Source organism: Streptococcus anginosus subsp. whileyi MAS624, from assembly GCF_000478925.1.
GTDB lineage: Bacteria > Bacillota > Bacilli > Lactobacillales > Streptococcaceae > Streptococcus > Streptococcus whileyi.
Genome location: NZ_AP013072.1, coordinates 1983616 through 1998064 on the forward strand (window position 1 = coordinate 1983616; position 14449 = coordinate 1998064).

Annotated in this window: 15 protein-coding genes and 1 riboswitch; of the genes, 1 reads left to right on the forward strand and 14 read right to left on the reverse strand. The window is 39.7% G+C overall.

From position 1 onward, the window contains the following. Positions 1-14: 14 nt before the first annotated feature. The 9 genes from ANG_RS09880 to ANG_RS09920 form a co-directional block, all read right to left on the reverse strand. Positions 15-449, reverse strand: a complete 435-nt coding sequence (locus ANG_RS09880; RefSeq protein WP_022526837.1) for a PTS sugar transporter subunit IIA — start codon at positions 447-449, stop codon at positions 15-17. A 196-nt stretch (positions 450-645) separates the two neighbouring features. After that, positions 646-1932, reverse strand: a complete 1287-nt coding sequence (locus tag ANG_RS09885; protein ID WP_025272001.1) for an ABC transporter substrate-binding protein — start codon at positions 1930-1932, stop codon at positions 646-648. Further along, a complete protein-coding gene (locus tag ANG_RS09890; protein WP_003035377.1) occupies positions 1929-2612 on the reverse strand; it encodes a response regulator transcription factor in 684 nt (227 codons plus the stop codon). Before ANG_RS09890 ends, ANG_RS09885 begins: the two co-directional genes overlap by 4 nt. Next, complete coding sequence (locus tag ANG_RS09895; protein ID WP_003035292.1) at positions 2605-3918, reverse strand: sensor histidine kinase; 1314 nt, start codon at positions 3916-3918, stop codon at positions 2605-2607. The genes ANG_RS09890 and ANG_RS09895 overlap by 8 nt, the downstream gene beginning before the upstream one ends. Continuing rightward, on the reverse strand, positions 3918-4904 hold the full coding sequence (locus tag ANG_RS09900; RefSeq protein ID WP_025272002.1) for a sugar ABC transporter substrate-binding protein: 987 nt from the start codon (positions 4902-4904) through the stop codon (positions 3918-3920). The genes ANG_RS09895 and ANG_RS09900 overlap by 1 nt, the downstream gene beginning before the upstream one ends. A 211-nt stretch (positions 4905-5115) precedes the next feature. Continuing rightward, positions 5116-5511, reverse strand: coding sequence for a single-stranded DNA-binding protein (locus tag ANG_RS09905; RefSeq protein ID WP_003035348.1), 396 nt, complete (start codon positions 5509-5511; stop codon positions 5116-5118). Positions 5512-5590: 79 nt separating this feature from the next. Then, positions 5591-6217, reverse strand: coding sequence for a YtpR family tRNA-binding protein (gene ytpR, locus ANG_RS09910; RefSeq protein ID WP_003026939.1), 627 nt, complete (start codon positions 6215-6217; stop codon positions 5591-5593). A 16-nt stretch (positions 6218-6233) separates the two neighbouring features. Next, complete coding sequence (locus tag ANG_RS09915; RefSeq protein WP_003035304.1) at positions 6234-6551, reverse strand: thioredoxin family protein; 318 nt, start codon at positions 6549-6551, stop codon at positions 6234-6236. Continuing rightward, positions 6548-6835 carry a DUF4651 domain-containing protein gene (locus ANG_RS09920; RefSeq protein WP_003035369.1) on the reverse strand — a complete coding sequence of 96 codons (288 nt, stop codon included), beginning with the start codon at positions 6833-6835 and terminating at the stop codon, positions 6548-6550. The genes ANG_RS09915 and ANG_RS09920 overlap by 4 nt, the downstream gene beginning before the upstream one ends. Before the next feature lie 119 nt (positions 6836-6954). Between ANG_RS09920 and pepA the strand changes: the two genes are divergently transcribed. Further along, a complete protein-coding gene (gene pepA, locus ANG_RS09925; RefSeq protein ID WP_020999455.1) occupies positions 6955-8019 on the forward strand; it encodes a glutamyl aminopeptidase in 1065 nt (354 codons plus the stop codon). 62 nt (positions 8020-8081) lie between these two features. Here pepA and ANG_RS09930 read toward each other — a convergent pair whose 3' ends face one another. The 5 genes from ANG_RS09930 to ANG_RS09950 all read right to left on the reverse strand — a co-directional run bounded on the left by ANG_RS09930 (position 8082) and on the right by ANG_RS09950 (position 14264). Continuing rightward, on the reverse strand, positions 8082-8642 hold the full coding sequence (locus tag ANG_RS09930; RefSeq protein ID WP_003035299.1) for a folate family ECF transporter S component: 561 nt from the start codon (positions 8640-8642) through the stop codon (positions 8082-8084). Positions 8643-8675: 33 nt separating this feature from the next. Further along, positions 8676-8765, reverse strand: a riboswitch (THF riboswitch). 58 nt (positions 8766-8823) lie between these two features. Further along, positions 8824-10125 (reverse strand): bifunctional folylpolyglutamate synthase/dihydrofolate synthase, encoded by a 1302-nt coding sequence (locus ANG_RS09935; RefSeq protein WP_025272003.1) that lies wholly within the window; start codon positions 10123-10125, stop codon positions 8824-8826. Between the two features lie 66 nt (positions 10126-10191). Further along, a complete protein-coding gene (locus ANG_RS09940) occupies positions 10192-10830 on the reverse strand; it encodes a hypothetical protein (protein WP_025272004.1) in 639 nt (212 codons plus the stop codon). Positions 10831-11095: 265 nt separating this feature from the next. Then, entirely contained in the window at positions 11096-12955 is a 1860-nt protein-coding gene (locus tag ANG_RS09945; protein ID WP_025272005.1) for a proline--tRNA ligase, read from the reverse strand. A gap of 37 nt (positions 12956-12992) precedes the next feature. Beyond that, entirely contained in the window at positions 12993-14264 is a 1272-nt protein-coding gene (locus ANG_RS09950) for a M50 family metallopeptidase (protein ID WP_020999453.1), read from the reverse strand. Positions 14265-14449: the final 185 nt, after the last annotated feature.

Sequence of the window (14449 nt, forward strand, 5' to 3'; positions counted from 1 at the left end):
CTTTTTAATCTTTTTTAAATATCGTCTTCATCCTCTTCGTCACTAGCAACTACATCAAATTCTTGCAGCGCTGCGGATGCTTCTGAGAGAATGGCTTGTGCCAATTCTTTTCCTTCCAACATATCTTTCATCACTAAGCCTGTGAGTGCCATTGTCAAATTGAGACCACCAAGTACGACTGCAGTGTTTAACTTGCCAAGTTCTGACAAAACGTTGCAAGCTGTCGTCAAAGGGCTTCCTCCGACAATGTCTGCCAACACCAAAACCGTATCTTCTGTTCCCAGATTTGCTAACGCTTGACGAAAGTCAAGAGCGAAATCATCAACAGACTTGCCTTCTTTCAGACCTACTGCAATGACTTGGTCGGTCTTATCACCAGCAAACATCTTCAATGAGCTTTGCACACCTTCTGCTAGTCCACCATGACTGACTAGTACTAGATATTTCATGTTCTTTCCTCCTTCATTTCCTAGCCTTATTTTACTAAATATGGAACCGGTTTCACATTGTCAAATGTCACTTTGTAAAGATGACATTTGTTAGTTAAAATATGACAAATGTCATATAGTTTTTCAAAAGAAAAATAGCCAGCTTTGAGCTCAATCTCTCATCTGACTATTTTGATATTTATTCTTCGTTAAATCTCTATTTGCCTGTTTCTTCTATTTCCCTTTGAATGCTTGGTAAGATACTGTCTATTTCATTGTTTTTGAGAGCATTTCCTAGTAAATAATCTAGGCGTTCCAAAGAATGATAATCTAAGTCTCTGCTAATATCTAACACCGAATGCTTCATCATATGATCCAGTCGTTGCGATGTCAGCGAATCCAGTCCAAAGTCATCTGCCTGTAAAATCTTTTTCGTCTGACTGCTTTTAACTACGGAAGTCAAGACAGAGGTCCCTTGTGATTTTGCAAATAGCTCTTGCTGATTTTTATGATTTTGACACAATAATTTCATAAATTCCCAAGCTAATTTATCTTGTTTTGTCTTTGAAGACATGGCAAAAAGGGACGTTTTCACTTGTGTTGCAGGAATGCCTGCTTTAGCAGCTGGCATGGGAATACAAGTCCAAGAAAATCTAGAATACTTTGCTACATGATAAGGATAAGGTTTATAAGTCCGATATTGCGCCAAACTCATAGGATAAAAGGCTACCTTACCTTCATCAAAATCATTTGACGTTACCTTGTACCGTTGATTCAATGAAGTTAATTTGCTGATAAAGGACAACGCTTGATGCATTTCTGCGCTATCAACATTGACACCACTTTGATTTCTCAGATGACCATTATAAGCTACTAAGGCCTGCTTCCAGGTATAATCCGTAATACCATACTGGTCAATCAGACCGTCCCCGTTTGTGTCCTTTGTGACTTTTTGACAAATCGCATACAAGTCTTCTAAAGTCCAATTAGAATCGGGAATCGAAACTCCTTCCTTTTCCAGTAAATCCTTATTGACACACATCATGACAGGATTGCTTTCAATCGGCAAAGCATAGCTGTGCCCCTGATATTGTCCGGCTTGATAAGCAACTGGATAGTAAGCGGCAACTTCATCTTTGCTAAGTAAAGAGTCTAAGGATTTGAAAGCCCCGGAAGCCGCTAACATCGAAAAATCATTTTCAGGCACCATAAACACATCTGGCTGTTCCCCTTTTAAAATTTTTTCAGCTAGCCAATTGTCATAGTCCTTTTTAGGAATGCCGCTCTCATAGACGACTTTGACATTGGGATATGACTTTTCAAATTGGCGGATAATATTGTCTAATACTCTATTCTCACGACTATTCAGAACGTCCCAGCTGCTGCCTGCATACACTCCAATTCGCAAAATCTTTTTTTGATTGGAAGTCCATAAAACAAAGCTAAGGGGCACTAAAAGGAGAGACGAGACGAACATCGTCAAATACCTCATCCGCCACTTCATTTGTCATTGTCCTTACTAAAATCACGTTGGGTAACACCTGTCTGCACAGCCCAAATAGCTAATTGCGTGCGATCTCGCAAATTTAATTTCGCCAGAATGCCTGACAAGTAATTCCGCACTGTCCCTTCAGACAAGAACAACTTCGCTGCAATTTCCTTGTTTGAAACTCCAAAACCAATTTGTTGGATAATCTTCCACTCAGTCTGACTCATGTCTTCCACATTTTCTTCGGCAACAGAAATAGCAAAATTGGACTGTGCCATTTGTGAAAAGATTTTAAACACTTTGGTAGCAATGTTAGGGTTAATCATAGCACCACCTTTGTAAACCGTTTGAATGGCTTGGTGCAATTCTTCAGTAGAAACTCCTTTTAAAATGTAACCAGAAGCTCCGTATTTCAATGCTGAAAAAATGAAATCATCGTCATCGAAAGTTGTTAGAATAATAATTTTGATATCTGGATAGTGTTCTTTGACTGCCTTTGTACAGAGAACGCCATCCATAACAGGCATTCGAATGTCCATCAAAATCACATCTGGATGTATATGGTGAAGTTTTTCGAGCACTTCCTTGCCGTCACCGACTGTTCCCACTACTTCAATATCTGAATGAGCCGATAAAATAATTTGTAAAGACTCACGAATCAAGGCTTGATCATCTGCAATTAAAACTTTAATCATTCTTTCCTCCTATTTTCGGAATTTCAATATGAGTATAGAAACCGTTGCGATTTTCAAAATGAACACTCCCACCAATAATCGCCAAACGCTCCTGCATTTGTTTGAGACCATAACCATAGTAAAGCTCATCAAAGCCGACTCCATCGTCTTGAATGGTCATGATATAATTTTCTTTTTCCAATAATTCAATCCAAATCGTCTTGGCGTGTCCATGCCGCACCGAATTTGTAATGGATTCTTGAATCACCCGAAAGACAATATCTTCTTTTGCAACATCCAAATCAATTGTGGCCCATTCATAGCGAAAATGAATTTCCAAATTAGAAATGGCTTCATATTCTCGAATAATTTTGAACAACGCTTCCTTTAAGCTATTATTTTCTAAAGCACCAGGTCGCATTTTATTGAGTGAACCTCGTACATCACGGATACCATCTCGTACAACCACAGAAACATTTTCTAACTGTTCCTTAGCACGATTTTTGTCAATATCCACCAATACTTTAACTGCATCAATCCCCGCAGAAATCCCTGTCAAAGCATGCCCTAGCGTATCATGAATTTCTCTAGCGATTCGCTTTCTTTCACGGTCTTCTGCGATTTTTTCAGATAAGGCTAAATAACTATTCAACTCGCGATTGGCTTGTGCGGCCATGCGTAGCTCTTCTTCAATATGGTGTTTTTCGGTCATCGCAGATAAAATATAGAATAGTAGAGAAATCATAAAGACAACTAGATTCAGTGAAAAGAGAAAATTCTTTCCAAAAAGGAGAGCCATGCGAATCGATTCTGGACAAAAGCGAATATAAGTATCTAACGAAGGCAATTTAACAAAAAGCGACATTAAATCATAGTTGGATAAGAGCAACATGGTAAAACTCAAAATGATAAAGGAAAACCAGTATTTCCGATCTTTTGAAGTGTTAAATTCTTTGGAACCATAAAAAATATCTGCAAAAACTAAGAGAATCAGACCATTATAAGAAGAATGCAAGACAGAAAAGATAACTAACATCAGCAAAATCTCAATAATAGTTACTTTATCATAAACGGATAGCTGATTTGGATGCTTCTCACGGTAATAAAAAACCAATAATAAGCAAGCATAAAAGGCAATCGACATCCAAAAACTAAAGCTCGGCGAGCCTGGGATAGCATCCAAACGCCCCAATAGTGAATGAGCATAACCTCTTGCGACCACGTAATTTGTTGCAAAAAGATAAATAGAGGCATTATAAACAATGGCAATGAAATTGATGACCATTAAAGCAATCTTGCTATAAAAAATACTTTTATTTCGTCTCATTATTGCCATCCTGTAATTGTATATTGCCCAATGTTATCTTTATTCACCAAATGAACAGGAATCAGGTACTCCTTTTTGTAAGATTGATGCTTCATCATGCGCTCAATCACTTCTGTCACCTTTCTGCCCATTTGAATCGGAGACTGGGCAACCGTTCCTTGAATATCATTGGTGTTGGCAAGGAAATTCTTAATATCAGGCGAGCCATCTACGCCATAAATTGCAATCTTGTCTGTCACACCTTGATCTTTTATGGCTGCGAGAGCTCCGATTGCAGCACGATCATTTAAAGACATGACCACATTAAATTGCATTCCTTCGTTCAATGCTTTTTTTACTTGAGGCATACTTTCTTCCGTCTGCCCCAATGTTTCTCGCTCAGAAACCACTTGATAGGCAGAGTTCCCCTTAATCGTGTCTAAAAATCCTTGAATCCGATCCATAGCAGATACTGCGTTATGGTGCTCCAACAGCAAAATATTCGCACTAGACAAACGTTTCATCATGTCTTTAGCTATCAACACACCAGCCTGATAATTGTCTGACACAATAGTAGTATCAACTTTAGCGTCTTTGCTAACAGGTGCATCCACGACAATGATCTTAATTCCCGCTTTTCTGGCTTTATTTAAAGAAGTCAGAATCTTTGGACTGTCACTCTTAACTGGGTTTATAACAATCACATTCACTTTTTCTTGAACAAAATAATCAATCTGCTGGCTTTGCTTGTCTTCGTCTAGTTCTGGGTCTCGTACATAAAGTCGACTTCCCTGTTGATTGGTTTTTTTCTCAATTTCAGCATTCAAGGTTTTATAAAAATCATTGTTCATCGTCATATAGGTCACTCCTATCTTGACCTGCTTGATATCTGATGAATTTCCTTTTACATAGAGGAAAATTAACCCTGTCAATACAAGGACAAACAGAGAAAATAATAGATATTTGCGATAATAGCGACATTGCTTTTTTCCCTTACCTACTCCCATTTTTTCTCCTTATTAACACCAGTCTCAAACAGAAAACTCTGTTTCATCTAGGTTTATTATATTATATTTATACAAAAAAGCAAAACCTTGTATAAAAAAGAGCCTGAGATAAAAATATTCCAGACTCGTATATTTCTTTTAAAATATTCAATATGCAATAGTGAAATGACAAAATCAATTTCTTACGAAATACCTATTCTCCTCTTCATCATTAAAATGGCAATTCCTCTTCTTCCAGAACCAAGTCTGCCAAATCTGCACCAGCATTATTCTCACGAAGAGCTCGCTGTGCACGGCTTTCTAATAGCTGAAAGCCATTGCAAAGTACTTCTGTGACATAATGCGTCACTCCGTCCTTTTCATAGCGGCGAGTGCGAAGTTCACCATCTAGCGAAATTAAGCTGCCTTTACTTGCATAGCTTGCTAAGGTTTCAGCTAACTTGCCCCAAACAACGACATTGACGAAGTCTGCTTCTCGTTCACCATTTTGTCCTTTGTAGCGACGATTGACAGCAAGTGTTGCACGCGCCACAGATTTATCATTAGCTGTTTTGTTTAATTCTGGTGTATTCACCAAGCGACCGATTAAAATTACTTTATTATACATTTTCTTTTCCTCCTAACTATTTATTCGTAAGAGAAAAGAAAAAATCGTGAAAATTCACGATTAAAACTTAATTTCTATTTTACCCTTGCCAATGCTTAGCTGGATCAAATGCTGTTCCTACTACTTCTGAACTTGCTAATTCAATAATCCCACGTTTTTGCGGAGCATTGGGCAATTGTAATTCACGAGGGCTGCACATCATACCAAAACTCTTTTCTCCACGCAACTCACCAGGGAAAATCAAGTTTCCTTTTGGCATCATAGCACCCGGAAGCGCCACAATCGTCTTGAGACCTACTTTAGCATTAGGCGCACCTGCTACGATTTGAACCACTTTATCTGCTGCTACTTTTACTTGACAAATATTAAGGTGATCACTATCTGGATGAGCTACCATTTCCACAATTTCACCTACTACAAATTTTGGGGAAAGATCATTGACTAATTCTGGTTCAAAACCTGCTTGGCTCAATTCTTGATTCAGAATTGAAATTTCTTCATCTGTCAGAAAAACTTGCCCACGTTCGGTAATATTAAAAAGATTAGAAACCTGAAAAATATTCCAAGCAACTGTTTCTCCATTGTCCAAACGATAAATACGCGCTACGTTTCCCTTGCGCTCAGCAGCTAACTTAACTCCTTGACCGTCTGCAACAATCACCATCAGCACGTCTCCAACGTGCTCTTTATTATATGTAAAAATCATTATTTCTCCTATATGTTCAGTTTAACTGGGCTAAAAATTCATTGATTTGCGTCTTCGTTTTTCGCTCGCGATTAACAAAACGACCAATTTCTTGTCCATTTTCTAGGACTACTAGGCTAGGAATCCCATACACATCCCACTTTTTGGCAACTTCCATATAATCGTCACGATTGACCTCAACAAAGGTAAAATCAGGATTTTCTGCTTCAATCTCAGGCAAAAAAGGTTTAATAAAACGACAATCTCCACACCACTCGGCTGTGAAAAAGAACACAACCTTTCCTTCGCGTTTCACAAATGATGCCAATTCTTCTATATTTGCTGGAATAATCATTGTTCTTCCTCATAGGTCAATTCACCGTTTTCATACACAAATGTGAGGTGTCGATTATCTTCATACACCACACCACCAACCAATCGATGCTCATCTGACTTGTATAATTGCACATATAGTGTGGCAATATCGCCTAGCTCAGACAAACTTTTCCGAATTTCCGCAACTAATTGCTCACGCCGCTCAGCTTCTTTTCGCTCGTCCAACGTTTTTTTAGTAGCATAAGCTGCAAGCCCTACTCCCGCAAGTGCAGCCGTTGTTAATAGAATCTTTTTAGCTTTCATGACAATATTTTAACACAAAAGATAAATTGGGACAAATCGAAACACTACTGTTTTTTATCTTTGAATGCTACCCAACTATGATAGAAAATGATAAAATAAGAACAGAAAGAAGGTTAATGATGTCAGAATTATTTTCAAAAATCAAAGAAGTAACAGAAATTGCTGCCGTTTCAGGGCATGAAGCGCCTGTTCGCAATTATTTGCGTAAAAAAATCACTCCTCATGTAGACGAAGTCATAACCGACGGCTTAGGTGGTATTTTCGGAGTAAAACATTCAGAAGCTATTAATGCACCACGTGTCTTGGTAGCTGCCCACATGGATGAAGTTGGCTTCATGGTGAGTGAAATCAAACCCGATGGAACGTTTCGTGTGGTACAAATTGGTGGCTGGAATCCACTCGTCGTTAGCAGCCAACGGTTTAAATTATCTAATCGTACAGGAGATGAAATTCCTGTTATTTCAGGATCTGTTCCTCCACATTTGACTCGTGGAACAGGTGGACCAAGTCTACCAAGGATTGAAGATATTGTTTTTGACGGTGGATTTGCTGATAAAGCAGAAGCTGAAAGCTACGGCATTCGTCCAGGCGATACGATTGTACCAGACAGCTCTGCTATTCTCACAGCTAATGGGAAAAACGTTATCTCAAAAGCTTGGGACAATCGTTACGGTGTCCTCATGGTGAGTGAACTGGTTCAAGCTCTGGCTGGACAAAAGCTTAACAACGAACTTTATGTTGGAGCCAATGTCCAAGAAGAAGTCGGATTGCGTGGAGCCCATGTTTCAACGACTAAGTTTGACCCAGAAGTTTTCTTGGCAGTAGACTGTTCGCCTGCTGGCGACATTTACGGAGATCAAGGAGCTATCGGAGAAGGGACTCTGATTCGTTTCTTTGACCCAGGTCACCTCATGTTGCCAAATATGAAAGATTTCCTTCTAACAACGGCAGAAGAAGCAGGCATCAAGTATCAATACTACTGTGGCAAAGGCGGAACCGATGCAGGCGCTGCTCATCTCAAAAACGGTGGTGTGCCTTCTACAACTATTGGTGTTTGTGCACGTTACATTCATTCTCATCAAACACTCTACGCAATGGACGACTTTCTACAAGCTCAAGCTTTCTTACAAGCTCTTGTTAAGAAATTGGATCGTTCAACCGTTGATTTGATAAAAAACTATTAAAAAATGCATATTTGAAAAGGCTGTAGACAGTGATGTCTCAGCCTTTTTCTGCTCTCGTTTTTTCACTTATTGTTTAATCCCATTAACTTACGTAATTCGGGGATTCGTTGCAACTGTGGAACAACAAGCATCGTCACAACTACTCGTAAAGGAATTTCAAAAACAGACCATGCCCGAGTAGCGTATAGTGCAACAAAGGGTACTCCATATTGTAAATGGAGAGCTAAGGGCGTTAAGGTAAAGGTTCCCACTCCCATAACAGCGATAGTTGCTAGTGTCACCCACAGCCAGTCTTTCTTCCGTTCAAATCGTAATTCTTTGCCATAAAAGAAATAACCATAGAGAACCCCCTGCAAGCCCTCAATTAATGTAAACCAGATAATGAATGGTTGCCCCTGACTCAAAAAGAAAAAGGAAAGCATATCATATACGGCAGAAACCAGACCAGATAAAATCGGACCAGCGACACTTCCCATAAGGGTATAACCAATGAAAGCCGGGCTCAGCTTCAACAAACGAGGGATGACAAAGATTGAGAATTTCTCTAAGACAAAGCAGAGAGCTACAATCATAGCAAGGACAACTAACAGTTGCACCGACAACTTAGGCGAGTTTTTTCTCATATTCGCTCCTTTTCTTTCGGGAGCCGTCAAAATGACAGCGGATGCAATGGTCTACCGCACAAATGTTTCGTTGTATGGCAACATCCCATCCATACACACTTAACGCAGACCACTTACTCTGTGCAAATGAATTGCTCTTTCATTCTATCACATTTTAACTATTTAGAAAACCTCCTTTTACCTAATCGCTTATTAGATATTTTCTCACATTTGCAAGGAAATAGAGAGAGCCTGTGATGAGCAGCAGCTCTTTCTCTCCATGCTTGACTTTTTTGTATTGCTCCAAATAAGGCAACCACTCTACATATGCTAACTTTTCTCGCTTTGCCAAACCTTGCATTTCTTCTGTTGAAAAACTCCGTGAATCCTCAAATGTAGTGAGAAATAACTGAGATTTGGAAACAGTTTTTAACAAAGCAACCATTTCATCCAAGGCCTTGGTCTGAATACAAGAAAATAAAATGTGCTTTTGATAATCTGGGAAATAGCTTTCTAGGGAAGCTATCAGAGCTTTCATTGCATGAGGATTGTGCGCACCATCTAGCAAAATCAACGGTGCATTTGTAATTTTCTCCAAGCGAGCAGGCCAATACGTTCGTTTCAATGCCCGTCGCACCTCATTTTCACTCAACAATGGTAAACCTTTCACGCTGCAATATTGATCACACAGTTCAATCGCCAGTCCCGCATTTTCAACCTGATGAATGCCCAAAAGAACAGTTTGATAGTCTTCTTTCTGCCGAAAGGCATTGGAAAAGAGGAAGTCTTCTCCCTCTTCTAAGCCTTGCACAGACTCCACTTGATAATCTTTCCCATAGCAGACATGAGAAGCCTGACGTTGCTGAGCAATAGTGTGAATAACTGCCAGTGCTTCTGAAGAAATCTTGCCTGTCACCACTGGCACCCTCTCTTTGATAATACCTGCCTTCTGCACTGCAATGTCTGCCAGTGTGGTACCTAAAATAGCCATGTGATCAAGCCCGATTGTCGTAATAGCTGTCAAATCCGGTTGACACACATTAGTACTGTCCAATAAACCACCCAGACCTACTTCCATTATGACCACATCTACCTCTTGCTGGCAGAAATAATCATAAGCCAATGCTGTGATAATCTCAAACTCTGTTATTTCCTGCAATATCGTATCATCTGCCTGCTCTTTTAATAACCTTTGATAAGATTGCAACAAAGAACAAAAGTCTTCGTCTGAAATAAGCAAACCATTGATTGCAATTTGCTCATTATAGTTAAGAAGATAAGGCGATGTAAACGTTCCAATACACAACCTCTTTGCTTGCAATAGCTGACGTAAATGCGCAATCGTTGATCCTTTTCCATTGGTACCTGCAATGTGAATGACCGAGATTTGTAAATGCGGATTACCTCGCAATGCTAATAGTCGTCTCACTCGTTCTAAGCCTAAATGCGGCTCTTTTGTTTGGTGTTGGTGCAACCATTCTAACTGTTCTTCCTTTTGTATCATTGTCCTTCTCACCCAATCTATAATGCTCTCATTTTATCATAGAAGTGAGATTTCTACAAAAGGAATTTACCAAAAAATGAGCAAGAAAAGAAGAGAAAAGCTATTGCGCACCAAATGACTGAAAATGGAGAACTCCAAACGAGGAAGTGACTTGGGAATAAAGAGTGAAAACAGAAATCCTAAGCCCGTATAAACGATAAAACAACTGATATCAGCTGGATTTCGTAAAAGGATAAAAAACAAACTCCCTATCACAAAACTCATTCTTGCTTGATCTTTTGAAACAAAAAGATGAATAATAGATGACCGTACTTCAGGCACGAGAGCTATCACATCAACACCCAGCAAAAAAAGAGAGGAGTGGATGAACAGGCTCATAAATAATTGTTGACTTTCTGAAACAGCAGCCGTCCCTTCTAGAATCATCAGATAAACTCCTATCGCATTGATAAATACCATCATGAGATAGGATAATCGCAGTAGAGGCCAGTAACGAGCCGTTAAGATTTCTGATTTAAAATCTGTTAACTCTCTGGAAAAATAGCGAAAATAAAGCAAGCCAGCAAAAAATAGAATGAACAAAAATACAAAACTTGACTGCTGAAAGGTCAATGATTTGGACAATGGCGTCGTCAGCAATACCAAGGCAATCTGTGTCAGAACGATTAGCAAACTCATTTGAAGAATATTTTTTATCTTTCTCATTTCAACTCCTTTTTCTACCTTTTTAGTATAAAATATTTCAAAGGTTTCCTCAGAAGATGCCCTAAAAAGTTATTTTTTATCTTCAAATAGTAAAAAATGAAAGCAAAGTAAAACACATTTCCCTCAACAGTCCTTCTTTGTCCCACGCCAACAAGTCGACGCAAAATATCAACTCAAAAAAACAGGCAAAATCTCTTTCGGATTGTCTCCAATTAAGATTTTTCCTGTTTTTTGAATGATAATTTAGCTCTTGTTTTAGACCTATTTATTCATTTTTCTTCGTTAAGATTGCAAGTGTTTCAAGAAGATTGTCAACATGCACTTCAATGGTATCACCTGTCGCTTTAATTTTGACTTCAACGATGCGGTCAGCAGCTTTTTTCCCGATCGTCACACGGATTGGTAGGCCAATCAAGTCACTGTCGCTGAATTTCACACCTGCGCGTTCATTGCGGTCATCTGTCAAAACTTCGTAGCCAGCTTTGACCAGTTCTACTTCTAGCTGTTCTGTCAAGGCAAGAGCTTCCTCGTCTTTGACATTTACAGGGATTAGATGCACATCAAACGGTGCCAATTCTTTTGGAAAATTGATTCCCCAGGCATAGCGATAATCTCCTTTTGGTGTCTTATTGACAAAGAGACGAGCGTGTTGTTCCATAACAGCTGATAAGAGGCGACTAACACCAATACCGTAACAGCCCATTACGACAGGAACTGCACGACCATTTTCATCTAAAACAGTCGCATTCATGCTTTCTGAATAACGAGTTCCTAATTTAAAGATATGTCCAATTTCAATGCCGCGTGCAAATTTCAAAACGCCTTGTCCGTCTGGTGAAACTTCTCCTTCACGCACCTCGCGAATATCTACATATTTTGCTGTGAAGTCTCGACCTGGATTGACACCTGTCAAATGATAACCGTCTTCATTCGCACCAGCAACTGCATTGTGAACGTCCTCCACCTTGCGGTCTGCGATGATTTGAACATCTTCTGGAAGATGAACGGGCCCAAGAGATCCAAAGTTTGCTCCAAACAACTCACGAACCTCGTCTTCACTTGCCGGTTCAAAGAAATCAGCACCCAAATAATTTTTCAACTTCACTTCATTCAGTTGATCATTTCCGACAAGCAGAGCCACGATAGGCTTTTCGTCAGCAATGTAAACCAAGGTTTTGATTGTTTGACTTTCATCAACATGAAGAAAAGCAGCGACTTCATCAATTGACTTGCAATCTGGGGTTTCTACACGAATCAATTCCTCTTCTGCTACGACACGATTGCTTGGTTTGTATTCATTTGTTGCCATTTCAAGGTTTGCAGCATATCCTGACTCGCTCGAATAAACAACTGTATCTTCACCAGACACCAACCAGCTCGTCAATTCTTCTTTTATCGCTTCTTGTACGTCTGTCGGAATTTCATCAAAACTAGTGACTGACTTGTCTAGAACAACCCAGCGCATAAGGTCGGTACGGTCAGGTGTAATGGCCATAAATTCCTGGCTATCCTTCCCACCCATGGCACCACCGTCACCGATAATCCCTTTGAAATCAACCTCACTTCGGGTGAAAATATTCTCGTAGGCAGTCTTATACTCATCGTAAGTCACATCTAGACTATCGTAATTGGCATGGAAGCTATAACCGTCTTTCATGATAAATTCACGTGTCCGCAATAAGCCATTGCGAGGACGCTTTTCATCACGATATTTTGCTTGAATCTGATAAAGATTGAGCGGTAATTGCTTATAAGATCTTACAGAATCCCGTACAATTGCGGTGAATGTTTCTTCATGAGTGGGCCCCAAGATAAAATCTGAACCTTCGCGATTTTTTAACTTATAGAGATCTTCACCGTAGGTATCATAACGACCTGATTCACGCCAAAGGTCGGCACTAAGGAGGGCTGGAGCTAACATTTCGACCGCACCGATTTTTTCAAATTCTTCTCGCATGATTTTTTTTACTTTTTCAATCACGCGATTAGCCAATGGTAAGTAAGAGTAAACACCTGCTGAAATTTGGCGGACATAGCCCGCACGCAGCATAAGTGCATGACTGATGACTTGTGCATCACTAGGCATTTCACGTAGTGTTGGGATTAACATTTTACTTTGTTTCATAAATTCTTCCTTTTATTTATTATTTAGAATTCACCTTTTAAAAGAAGGTTCTCATAATATCATTCCAGGTCACCGCAATCAGCAACACCACCATAATGGCGACACCTGCTAAAGTGACATAGGTTTCTGTTTCCTGTTTCAATGGCTTGCGACGAATGGCTTCAAGAAGATTGAGCACAATCTTTCCACCGTCAAGCGCTGGGATAGGAATGAGATTAAAAATACCAATATTTAGAGATAGCATAGCTAATAAAGCGATAACACTTTCAAGACCGCCTTTAGCAGCGTCACTACTGGCTTTGTAAATCGCCACAGGACCGCCTAGTTTATTGATGTCTGGGTGGAAAATTAAATTTTTTAAAGCGTCAAAGATGCGGAAACTAGCGTTCCAAGCCATGCTAAACCCACCCGCGATCATAGACGGAAAATCTGATTTCAAGCCCGGCATCACTCCTAATAGATATCTTCCTCGCTCTTTTTTAGGCTTAACTGTCAGCTCTCGAACTTTATTTCCGCTTTTAACCGTCACATTTAGTTCTGATTGCCCTTTACTGTTTTTCGTCTCAGACTGAACAGCTTGGGTCAAATCCGACCAATTCTTAATTTCGGCTTGACCAACTTTTAAAATCTGGTCGTTATTTTTTACACCAGCTTGTGCCAAGGCACCGTCCTGTAAGACACGAATGTGATTTGTATTGGGATTGGCAACGCCACCCTGCATGAAAATCAACAACAGAAAAGCTACAATCCCCAAAATGAAATTGTTCATCGGTCCTGCAAAGTTGGTAATGAGGCGCCCGCCTAAACTAGCATTTTGATACTGCACATCAAGCGGAGCAATCCGAACCTCTGTGCCGTCTTCTTCTACGATTGTTGCATCATGGTCAACCGCATAGGTCTTTTGTTCATCTAGTACCAAACCAGTGATTTCAAGCTTGTTTTCTAAATCAAAGCCCGTCACATTCATCGGCAGAGCAGTTTGATCAATTTTCTTGCCCGAAAGGTTGATTCGGACGACCTTGCCTGCTTCATTTAAAGTCAAACTAGCAGGTGTTCCGGTTTTAATCTCGGTCGAATCTTCGCCCCAACCAGCCATACGAACATAGCCACCCAGCGGTAACATCCGAATAGTATAGGCCGTGCCGTCTTTTCCGATATGAGCAAAAATTTTCGGGCCCATTCCAATAGCAAACTCCCGCACCAAAATGCCCGATTTTTTCGCAAAATAGAAATGTCCAAACTCATGAACAACTACAATAATTCCAAAAACAATGATAAAGGTGATAATTCCTATAATACCAGACTGCATTACACCAACCTTTCTACTTTCTGACATGATCATCTTACTGAATTGTACCCAGCAAATCAAGATTACTTCACTCGGCTTAAGATTTCCTTATAAAGTTCATTCACAAAGAGGCTGGGAGGAACGTTTCCCAGACTCTTACAATAATTATTTTTACAACAAAACGCAGTGGTGAGAAACTCTGTTGA

Bases quoted from the DNA above. Each gene is read 5' to 3' on its own strand.
- ANG_RS09880 (WP_022526837.1), bottom strand. From the start codon at position 449: ATGAAATATCTAGTACTAGTCAGTCATGGTGGACTAGCAGAAGGTGTG.
- ANG_RS09885 (WP_025272001.1), bottom strand. From the start codon at position 1,932: ATGAAGTGGCGGATGAGGTATTTGACGATGTTCGTCTCGTCTCTCCTT.
- ANG_RS09890 (WP_003035377.1), bottom strand. From the start codon at position 2,612: ATGATTAAAGTTTTAATTGCAGATGATCAAGCCTTGATTCGTGAGTCT.
- ANG_RS09895 (WP_003035292.1), bottom strand. From the start codon at position 3,918: ATGAGACGAAATAAAAGTATTTTTTATAGCAAGATTGCTTTAATGGTC.
- ANG_RS09900 (WP_025272002.1), bottom strand. From the start codon at position 4,904: ATGGGAGTAGGTAAGGGAAAAAAGCAATGTCGCTATTATCGCAAATAT.
- ANG_RS09905 (WP_003035348.1), bottom strand. From the start codon at position 5,511: ATGTATAATAAAGTAATTTTAATCGGTCGCTTGGTGAATACACCAGAA.
- ytpR (WP_003026939.1), bottom strand. From the start codon at position 6,217: ATGATTTTTACATATAATAAAGAGCACGTTGGAGACGTGCTGATGGTG.
- ANG_RS09915 (WP_003035304.1), bottom strand. From the start codon at position 6,551: ATGATTATTCCAGCAAATATAGAAGAATTGGCATCATTTGTGAAACGC.
- ANG_RS09920 (WP_003035369.1), bottom strand. From the start codon at position 6,835: ATGAAAGCTAAAAAGATTCTATTAACAACGGCTGCACTTGCGGGAGTA.
- pepA (WP_020999455.1), top strand. From the start codon at position 6,955: ATGTCAGAATTATTTTCAAAAATCAAAGAAGTAACAGAAATTGCTGCC.
- ANG_RS09930 (WP_003035299.1), bottom strand. From the start codon at position 8,642: ATGAGAAAAAACTCGCCTAAGTTGTCGGTGCAACTGTTAGTTGTCCTT.
- ANG_RS09935 (WP_025272003.1), bottom strand. From the start codon at position 10,125: ATGATACAAAAGGAAGAACAGTTAGAATGGTTGCACCAACACCAAACA.
- ANG_RS09940 (WP_025272004.1), bottom strand. From the start codon at position 10,830: ATGAGAAAGATAAAAAATATTCTTCAAATGAGTTTGCTAATCGTTCTG.
- ANG_RS09945 (WP_025272005.1), bottom strand. From the start codon at position 12,955: ATGAAACAAAGTAAAATGTTAATCCCAACACTACGTGAAATGCCTAGT.
- ANG_RS09950 (WP_020999453.1), bottom strand. From the start codon at position 14,264: ATGCAGTCTGGTATTATAGGAATTATCACCTTTATCATTGTTTTTGGA.